An 8,735-nucleotide genomic window follows, 5' to 3' on the forward strand; every position below is an offset into this window, starting at 1 on the left:
ACAGGTGGAGTTAAGGTGATAACTGGTGACTTTAACGGCAATGGTCGCACTGATATCGCCCTGGTACGACAAGCTCCAGGTTGGGGTAGTATACCTGTGGCTTTTTCCAATGGTGATGGCAGCTTTACTGTTACCAATGCCGGAATTAACAACTTTATTGATCAGTGGGCACCAGCAGGTGGAGTTAAGGTGATAACTGGCAACTTTAACTGCGATGGTCGCACCGATATAGCCCTGGTACGACAAGCTCCAGGTTGGGGTAGTATACCTGTGGCTTTTTCCAATAGTGATGGCAGCTTTACTGTTACTAATGTCGGAATTAGCAACTTTATTGATCAGTGGGCACCAGCAGGTGGAGTTAAGGTGATAACTAGTGACTTTGGTGTTCATTAATTGCAGTACATGATCAAGCATTGGTAATGCACCTGAGTTGTGATGGCGTTGGTCTCCCACTCCAGCAACTCCAAGATTGTTGTAGCGGTTAGCGATGACCCGAATCCACCGCCAGGAATAGCCAGTCACCTCGGCTACTTCTGGCGGTAGTTTTAGCTTTGGCCATTAAGAGTATTTGCTAATGGCGCAAGCCCCACCGGGTCTTTGTCACGCGCGTTAATGAAGTACTTAGTGGCATTAATCCCGATTATCCCGCTTCGGTTACGCAAAAGGCTTATCAACACACAATTGAAGTGGTTATGGAGGCGATTATAAAAAAATCTGTTAACTTCCCCCCTAATTGGATAGTACCTGATGGTTTCACAGATGCAAGAGATTTGTTTGTTGGCTACTTGTTGCTAGATGCGTGGATTGGTAATGGTGATCGTCATCATGAAAATTGGGGGTTTGTACGTCCTAAGACATCTCAAACAGGTATTTATCTAGCTCCCACTAAAGCCTCTGAAAACATTTGAACTTTTTGAATACGTTAATACTCATACCAAGTCCGGTTGTCAAAACCCACGTATAATATAGGAAAATCGATGGAGAGAAAGTTGATGCCTAAAAAAGCTGCTCTAGCTAATCATTATAGTTCGGAGGAACTAAAACAAAAGTACCTCAAAAGTAAAGATTCAGTCGAATCAAGAAGATGGCATTTACTGTGGAAAGTGTCCTTAGGTTGGACTATTAAGACTAGTGCTATAGCTGTAGGTATTAATTATGATTATGGCAAAGAAATAGTTAAAAAGTATAATAATTTTGGAGAAAAAGGAGTCCAAAATTTAAAAAATAAGCACAGACAGCATCGGGGAGCAAAAAAACCACTACTAAGAGAAGCTCAACTGAAAAAATTAGCAAAAGAATTAGAATCAAGGCCATCAGACGGAGGAATTTGGACGGGGCCGAAAGTAGCTCGTTGGATAGAAAAAGAAACGGGAATTAAAAAAATCTGGAATCAGAGAGGATGGGATTACTTAAAAAAGCTCAGATTTTCATGGCAGAGTCCGAGACCAAAACATAAGAAAGGTAATCAAATTGAACAAGATAAATTTATTGAAAATTTACCAATTAAAGTCAAAAAACTAGAACAAAGCGATCCCAACTCGGAAATAGAACTGTGGTTTTTCGATGAACATAGAGTCGGTTTAAAACCAATAGTAAAAAAGGTATGGTCTCAGGTAGGAAAAAGACCAATGGCAATTGTTCAACATCGTTATAAATGGTTGTATGTCTATGGATTTGTACAACCGAAGACCGGAAAAACTTTCTGGTATTTAATCCCCAGAGTCAATACAGAATGGTTAAACCTAGTCTATAAAAACTTTGCTAGAGATGTGGGCGTTTCTCAAAAAAAAAGTGTTGTTAGTAGAAGATAATGCTGGATGGCATCGGAGTAAGAAGGTAAAAATTCCTGAAGGAATTAAAGTAGAGTTTTTGCCCCCATACTCCCCAGAATTACAACCTGCAGAAAGACTTTGGAAATTAGTGGATGAACCTTTAGTAAATAACTGTTTTGACACGATTGATGAAAGCGATGCAGCGCGGTCTTGGGGGTTTCCCCCATGAGCGACTGCATCAAGACATCGAAGAATTGTTAGTAAAACGTTGTAATGTTATGAGCGAAATGAAGGAAGAAATTAGAAATTTAACTTTCTATCATTGGCTAGCTTCTATTTAAGTTTTTTTAAGGGGGGTATGACAACCGGATTTAGTATCACTATCCTAAAGCTAGTCAGGAGTGGCTCAACCGTCTTGAGCAAATTTCAGAGCAACAGATACATTCAACTTTACAGACATTTCCAGATTTTCGGATCTCAAAAGAAGCATCTGACTTTGCTAAGAAAATTTTGCTCACTAACAAAAAAAGACTGCTCTGTCTATTAAATTTATGAGTATCACCTCCCTAAAAACTTTATTTTTAGCTTGGCAAGATCATGAAAGTCGATCGTGGCACCCGGTGGGTCGATTGACATTTAATGGAGAAATTTACACTTTTGTTTATATAGAAGGTGCAAAGGAAGCGCAAAAAAAATTTGGGTTTGAGCCTCTAATGTCTTTCCCAGAGTGGAATAAGACCTATCGTTCGACGGAGTTGTTTGCGTTTTTTGCCAACCGAGTTATGTCACCCTCGCGTCCAGATTACCGAAGGCATCTAGACCGGCTCAATTTATCAGCCGACAGTTTTGATTTGATGGAATTTTTAGGAAGGAGCGAAGGAAATCGACAAACAGATAATTTTAAAGTTTTCCCTTCTCCAGACCTCGACAGTGACGGGAAATACCACCTTTGTTTTCTAGTACATGGTTTGCGTCACTTACCAGAGTCTTCTATGGAGCGCATAAAACAGCTACAAGTTGGTGATTCTTTGTGGTTATGTCACGAGTTTCATAATTGTTATGACAATAAGGCTTTAGCGTTAACCACAAAAGATCATTATCACCTAGGGTATTGTCCCCGCTACTTGTCACAGTATCTACTTGATATTTTAAGGCATGATCCAGGTTTAGTAGAAGTGAAAGTAGCAAAGGTAAATTTACCTCCTTCTCCGCTCAAGTATCGGTTATTGTGTGAGATGACTTATTCAGGTTTTGACGGATATGAGCCGTATGCTCACAAGACCTATCAGCCGTTAACTAAGGAAAAAGAACAGTCGAAAAATTTGGTTTGCCCGATGTAAGTAATACTCCTGGGGATTGAGATGTAAAATTTTAAAAGGTTTAGCAATTACTGACAGGGTTTATTTTGTGGCGCGATTAGCCCGAAGGGCTACGCTTGGCCGTAGGCCAAGCCGACACTTCGTGAACGCAATTAATTTGGAAAAATTTTGGGGTCTAAAAAGGTTCGTTGGGATTGTTGCTGATGTACTCAATTTGTTCGTCGTACGGAACTCCTCCCATTTCACGGATTTGCTGTCGCAGCCGCCAGTTCTCGTCGTCTAAAATGTCTGGTTCAGCAAGGGCTTCCTTGGCTAGGTTCAGGTCTTTCTTGAGCCGTTGAGCCTGATAAAGCAACTCCGCATTTTCCCGAATCAAAGCTTCCCGTTCCTCCAGGGTCAGGTTAAGACCAAAGGCTTGATAGGAACGGCTGACGATCGAATCTATGCCGCAGGCTATGACTATTGTGATCGCATCCTCTAAACCCCTTCTGTTCCAATAATTCCAGTACAAGAAGGATTGTTGTGGCAGTATAACATCAATTGGTTTGTTGCTGCCTTCGACTTTTTGCTTTTTCGATAATCCAAAACCTTTGAATGCTATAGCTTATAGCGATTTACCTTTATAAAATTCGATAATCGACCGATTGGGCTTTTTGATACATTCTGCTGTATTTGTCTGGCTTAGTATTATTTCTTTGGTCGAAGGAACCAAGAAGACATCTACTTTTATTTCTTCAGTTCACTGTATAGATGAGCGCTCGGCTATCTCATCGGAAAAGTATTGTGTCATGATCACTATTGAGTAATTTGACCAAAAATTTTGGGTCTCAAGCCCCGTCCTTCTAGGACGGCTTTTATGTTTACTAATTCCGGAACTTTTAAATCTGAATTGTAGTCTATAATAGTAAGCAAAACCAAACCCCAAGGAGGTGAGTTTTAAGTGTTGGTAATGGAGTTCAAAGCTATTCTCAAAAGCCCCCAAAAACTAGCCATCAATGAAGCTATTAGGACGGCTCGCTTTGTCCGAAATAAAGTACTACGTTTTTGGATGGACAATCGCGGAGTAGGAAAAAAAGAACTATACCGTTATAACACTCAGCTAAGAGATGATTTTGGATTTGTAAAAGACCTTAATAGTCACGCATGTCAAGCCTCAGTTGAAAATGTAGAAAGGGCTATAAAAAGGTTCTTTGATAACTGCAAGAATAAAGTCCCTGGCAAAAAAGGGTATCCCAGGTTTAAGAAGCACTCTAGGTCTGTCGAATATAAGCAATCTGGGTGGAAGTTATCACCAGACAAGAAGTCTATCAAGTTTACAGACAAGAAAGGCATAGGTAAGGTTAAGCTCAAGGGAACCTGGGACTTGTGGCGTTTTGACCAGAAACTGATCAAGCGAGTCCGCATTGTACAAAGAGCTGATGGCTACTATATTCAGTTCTGCGTAAAAATCGACAATTCAGAGCCGCTAGAAGCTACTGGTTTTACTGTTGGATTGGATGTTGGACTAAAAGAGTTTTACACCGACTCTGATGGGTACTCAGAACCTAACCCTAGATTCTATCGCAAAGGCGAAAAACGATTAAAGTTTTATCAGCGTAAAGTTTCCCGGAAAAAGAAAGGCTCAGCTAACCGAAAGAAGGCTATTAATAGGCTGGGTAGGACACATCTTAAAATAAGTAGGCAGCGTGAAGAACATGCCAAGAGACTGGCACGTTGCGTAATCCGGTCTAACGACCTGGTGGCTTACGAAGATTTAAGAGTTAAGAACCTGGTCAAAAACCACTGTCTTGCCAAGTCTATTAATGATGCAGGTTGGTATCAGTTCCGGGAGTGGTTAGAATATTTTGGTCAAAAATTTAGTAGGGTAACTGTTGCAGTGCATCCCGCTTATACAAGCCAGAATTGTTCTGATTGTGGTGAAGTGGTCAAGAAATCATTATCAACTCGAACCCATATCTGTAAATGCGGGTGTCAATTAGATCGAGATCACAACGCCGCCAGAAATATCTTAACGAGAGCCTTAGGTACGGTGGGGCACACCGGAACCCTTTTAAACGCTTGGGGAGATCTGTCCTCTACTCTTCCTGGTTCCGACCTGGTTGAGCAAGACGGGTCATTGATCCAAGAATCCCCGCTCTTATAGGGCGGGGAGTGTCAAATTTACTTAGCGATCGCGTAGCGTGGCCTACGGCCAATCGCATTTCCGGGACAGGTCAGTGCGTTCGCAAAGCGTGGCCTACGGCCAATCGCTTTTTCGATGCAGTCGTCAGTATAACCTCCAACGACAGAAAAATCAAGCCTTTAGATCAGGTCAATGTAAGGCTGTTAAAGTCTTTCTCTACAAGGGTCTTGATAGTTTTAGTCCTTGATTTGGTAACGCTGCACATATTTGCTCAGAACTGGTCAAAAAACCATCAGATGGTGACGATGAAAGAGGACAAAAAACTGTACACGCTTTTGGTATCCTGCCAATGTGCAGATTCGGAACATTGGGAATAGCATGGCTCAAAAGCTTACCCCAAAACGTTTCTAGTCTGCTTGTCACCCCTGACGCAAGTGGTCGCTCAGCTTTCCGATACCGCAATTCCGACAGTGGCGCTAGAGCGAGCATAAGACCTGTTTGTTGCAAACAAAATTACTTAATTCATTTCTTGTGATCTTTTCTGTTAGTTGAAAAAGATCACAAAAAACGACTTTAATGCCTTAATGGGGATTATGGGGAATATCAAGTCTGATTGAATACTCATAATTAAGGGCCGGGGGTGTGGGCAAGGTGAAACTAGGTGATGAAGGAGTAGTACACCTTTCATGTAAAGTTTTGTTGCAGAATTCACCATTTCTGGCATAAGTTTGATCGTTTGTTCATAGACTTCAATAGAAGTAACAAGCTTTGAGAAGGATCAACTGATATGTTGGACTTTGGAAAAAATTAAGGCTGCCAAGTATCTGCTGATAGAGCATGAAGCTGTTCAAAATCTTACAGAGCAAGGAAGGATTTTAGCCATTTTTGATAAATAGCTATTCAATCCCTCTTAAACATGCTTAAGCTGCAAAATTATCTAGATTGCCCCTGGTGAGAGCTTAGCCAGTTCTCCTCCTCACTTAAGCAACTAATTTGTCCAAAGTCCAATAAGAAACTTCTTAGATAAATTGTTTGTAAAAATTCAGGAGTAGTTGAGATGGTTCATGGAAAATATGGTTCTGCTAGTAGCGACACTCTATATGTATCTGGTCATGGAATTTCTCGTCATCAGCTTTGGGGTTTAGGTGGTAACGATGTACTCTATGGCTGGACACAGAACAACCCAGGACTGAATACCAATGATGAACTCTATGGCGATAGAACGCCGCTACCGGGTGAAATACAGTACAACCCTACTACCACTCCCCCCGGTGTCCCGGGCGACGACGTTATATATGGTGGCGGCGGTAACGACAAAATTTATGGTGATCAAGGGAACGATCTTCTCTTCGGTGATAAGGCTTTTGGCGGATTTGGAGCACCTGTTGGTCAAGATACCCTCACTGGTGGAGATGGTAATGATTGGCTTTATGGAGGTGGTGGTAACGACTCTCTAATTGGTGGTCAGGGTGATGATTATCTCGATGGGGCATTTGGCGGTTCCACCTCAGAGGTAGACACCCTAGAGGGTGGTTCTGGGGCTGATATATTCGGTTTGGGTTACAACGGCTCTTATACCGAGATTAAGTATCTGGGTTCTGGATATGCCATTATCACTGACTTCAAGTATTGGGAAGGTGACAAGTTTAGGATTGGCGGCAGCATTAGCGATTACACGCTGACAAAAGATCAAAACTTTGGAGGTAGTTCAGCACTAGATACGGCAATCTACAGATATGGTGATCTAATTGCCGTTGTGCAGGATACAACCAGTGTCATTGCCTCACTGGACTTTATAGTCTGATTGAGTTCAACTGGCTTTTTGCTTCTCAAGGCAAAATTATTTGGATCGAACCGGTTTGGATTGTGCTTTGAGTTGAAAGTAAAATAACAAGAAGTCCCTCCCAAGAACGAAAGGGACTTCTTGTTGAGAAGTGATTTGTTACTAGATTGATTCTAGTTCGTGAGCAAATTATTTATCGTGAGTTTGTCCATAAATGTCGGTTCAAATACACAAATCGCTCGTGAATCGTGTCCGAACATTAGATACCATACCCAACCCAAAACGGCTCAATTTATATACACCAATAGAAGTATCAATATCATCCCAAATCATCCAAAAGCGGGATGATGGAACCTGGCACTCAATGTCCGATTTTTATCTGTTTATTGTTCGTTTTTATACTTTCGGGGAAGGATTCAAAGTGAGCAAGGTGCCTTATCCGAATTGTTTTTCTGCACTTTCACAAAAAAAATAATTAACGTACTTTATAGTTAGCTAATAATAGGATAGCATTTGAGAGCATAATTGAGATAACCAGATTTTATCCAGGAATTCGACTTAAATCGACCGTTTTAAAAGAACTTGCATTAATGCAAAGCAATGGTCTTTCTATCCTGATTTGCCACCTCCATCGCGAATAATGTAATAGCCCATTCGACGCAGGGCACTCACAACCAAAAAAAAACAGTACTAGAAATGTCGAAAATCCCGAAATTTTCGACCTATTATTGTGTTTATATACTTTTTATAGCTGTTTTAATACCGTTAAGCGTAATTATAGGAGCTATGATTTTTTCGGTATTAGCAATATCTGCGTTCCTATCATGGGAACTAGCTACTATAACAGGTGAATATATAAGTCAACTTGGTTGTTACCATTCCTGTTCCCCTCCATATAAACGCTTCTGATTTTGGAGGATGGGGTATTCTTTTCCCCTGGCCGTAGGCCAGGCTACGCGAACAAACTCCCCAATTCGATCAAACTGTACCTCTGCCGACTCTCTCAATAATTTGTTACAAAACTTTTTTAAATATGCTATAATGTGCATTTTTTTATGGTATAATGAAACCGTGGACAATAAAATCCACGGGAAGAGCCAGCCTGACGTACTTGCAAGGGCGAAGGCTGGCTCTGGGTACCCCTTGAAGTAAAGGAGATAACTTCATATTATGTCCTATCGTCCAAGCCTATATCCATGGGTCATGGTTCGGCTATTACCACCGATGCCACCAGTCGTTTTCGCTCGGTTCCCCAACTGTTATGATGCCAAAGGTTATTTGCAGACCCTGAAACAGCTGGTGCCTGATGCTAGGTTTCTAATTATTTTCGATATAAGTGTGCCGATGGAGCCAGAGGAATAGGGAGTGTTGCAAGGCTGGGAAGGGTGGGGAGATGGGAAGTCAGATCCCTAGAAATGCGATTGGCCGTAGGCCACGCTACGCTCCGGAAGCGTTCGCAAAGCGTGGCCCAAAGGCCTCAGTTTCAGCGCTTGTGCGATGGCTCGAAGAGCCCGCCAAAGGCGATCGCATTCTGAGTATTGGGAGTGCGATCTTTTTTTTGCCTTACTTTCTCTGGCAAATTGGGTGTCGGTGATTGCGACTCCCATGCCAGCCATGCTGTCCTTTTCAAAAGTCTTCCCTAGTCCCATTAGACTCAGATCTTGAGCAGATAACAACGTACTATAATACCCACAATACTTTTGATGGATTTGAGATGGCATTGAACTCTTCTACTTCCA

General features: G+C 41.7%; 11 protein-coding genes. 8 read left to right on the forward strand and 3 right to left on the reverse strand.

The genetic code is table 11. The features are described from left to right. From F6K38_RS30140 to F6K38_RS30155, 4 genes are all read left to right on the forward strand, one after another. Window positions 1-393 (forward strand): FG-GAP-like repeat-containing protein (locus F6K38_RS30140; protein WP_287358751.1); only part of this gene is annotated, 393 nt, incomplete at its 5' end. Window positions 394-992: 599 nt separating this feature from the next. Then, a complete protein-coding gene (locus tag F6K38_RS30145) occupies window positions 993-1,811 on the forward strand; it encodes an IS630 family transposase (RefSeq protein WP_287358753.1) in 819 nt (272 codons plus the stop codon). Continuing rightward, window positions 1,795-2,001 carry a transposase gene (locus F6K38_RS30150; protein WP_287358755.1) on the forward strand — a complete coding sequence of 69 codons (207 nt, stop codon included), beginning with the start codon at window positions 1,795-1,797 and terminating at the stop codon, window positions 1,999-2,001. The genes F6K38_RS30145 and F6K38_RS30150 overlap by 17 nt, the downstream gene beginning before the upstream one ends. A 322-nt stretch (window positions 2,002-2,323) precedes the next feature. Then, window positions 2,324-3,112 (forward strand): HIRAN domain-containing protein, encoded by a 789-nt coding sequence (locus F6K38_RS30155; RefSeq protein WP_287358757.1) that lies wholly within the window; start codon window positions 2,324-2,326, stop codon window positions 3,110-3,112. Window positions 3,113-3,266: 154 nt separating this feature from the next. On the opposite strand, the gene F6K38_RS30160 is transcribed toward F6K38_RS30155, so the two are convergent. After that, window positions 3,267-3,602 (reverse strand): hypothetical protein, encoded by a 336-nt coding sequence (locus F6K38_RS30160; RefSeq protein WP_287257175.1) that lies wholly within the window; start codon window positions 3,600-3,602, stop codon window positions 3,267-3,269. Between the two features lie 429 nt (window positions 3,603-4,031). Here F6K38_RS30160 and F6K38_RS30165 point away from each other — a divergent pair, with 429 nt between their 5' ends. From F6K38_RS30165 to F6K38_RS30175, 3 genes are all read left to right on the forward strand, one after another. Continuing rightward, on the forward strand, window positions 4,032-5,234 hold the full coding sequence (locus F6K38_RS30165; protein WP_502709615.1) for an RNA-guided endonuclease InsQ/TnpB family protein: 1,203 nt from the start codon (window positions 4,032-4,034) through the stop codon (window positions 5,232-5,234). An 8-nt stretch (window positions 5,235-5,242) separates the two neighbouring features. Then, complete coding sequence (locus tag F6K38_RS30170) at window positions 5,243-5,590, forward strand: hypothetical protein (RefSeq protein WP_287257192.1); 348 nt, start codon at window positions 5,243-5,245, stop codon at window positions 5,588-5,590. Between the two features lie 680 nt (window positions 5,591-6,270). After that, complete coding sequence (locus tag F6K38_RS30175) at window positions 6,271-7,017, forward strand: calcium-binding protein (protein ID WP_287358758.1); 747 nt, start codon at window positions 6,271-6,273, stop codon at window positions 7,015-7,017. 851 nt (window positions 7,018-7,868) lie between these two features. Here F6K38_RS30175 and F6K38_RS30180 read toward each other — a convergent pair. Beyond that, window positions 7,869-8,045: a hypothetical protein gene (locus tag F6K38_RS30180; protein ID WP_287358760.1), complete on the reverse strand. Its 177-nt coding sequence runs from the start codon at window positions 8,043-8,045 to the stop codon at window positions 7,869-7,871. A gap of 121 nt (window positions 8,046-8,166) precedes the next feature. Here F6K38_RS30180 and F6K38_RS30185 point away from each other — a divergent pair, with 121 nt between their 5' ends. Next, the gene (locus F6K38_RS30185) at window positions 8,167-8,358 is read left to right on the forward strand and encodes a hypothetical protein (protein WP_287358761.1); all 192 of its coding nucleotides are present in this window, start codon (window positions 8,167-8,169) and stop codon (window positions 8,356-8,358) included. Between the two features lie 47 nt (window positions 8,359-8,405). On the opposite strand, the gene F6K38_RS30190 is transcribed toward F6K38_RS30185, so the two are convergent. Further along, window positions 8,406-8,717: a hypothetical protein gene (locus F6K38_RS30190; RefSeq protein WP_287358762.1), complete on the reverse strand. Its 312-nt coding sequence runs from the start codon at window positions 8,715-8,717 to the stop codon at window positions 8,406-8,408. Window positions 8,718-8,735 lie beyond the last annotated feature (18 nt).

This window comes from Moorena sp. SIO3B2, assembly GCF_010692525.1.
GTDB classification, from domain to species: Bacteria; Cyanobacteriota; Cyanobacteriia; order Cyanobacteriales; family Coleofasciculaceae; genus Moorena; species Moorena producens.

Bases quoted from the DNA above. Each gene is read 5' to 3' on its own strand.
- F6K38_RS30145 (WP_287358753.1), top strand. From the start codon at position 993: ATGCCTAAAAAAGCTGCTCTAGCTAATCATTATAGTTCGGAGGAACTA.
- F6K38_RS30155 (WP_287358757.1), top strand. From the start codon at position 2,324: ATGAGTATCACCTCCCTAAAAACTTTATTTTTAGCTTGGCAAGATCAT.
- F6K38_RS30175 (WP_287358758.1), top strand. From the start codon at position 6,271: ATGGTTCATGGAAAATATGGTTCTGCTAGTAGCGACACTCTATATGTA.
- F6K38_RS30180 (WP_287358760.1), bottom strand. From the start codon at position 8,045: ATGCACATTATAGCATATTTAAAAAAGTTTTGTAACAAATTATTGAGA.
- F6K38_RS30185 (WP_287358761.1), top strand. From the start codon at position 8,167: ATGTCCTATCGTCCAAGCCTATATCCATGGGTCATGGTTCGGCTATTA.
- F6K38_RS30190 (WP_287358762.1), bottom strand. From the start codon at position 8,717: ATGCCATCTCAAATCCATCAAAAGTATTGTGGGTATTATAGTACGTTG.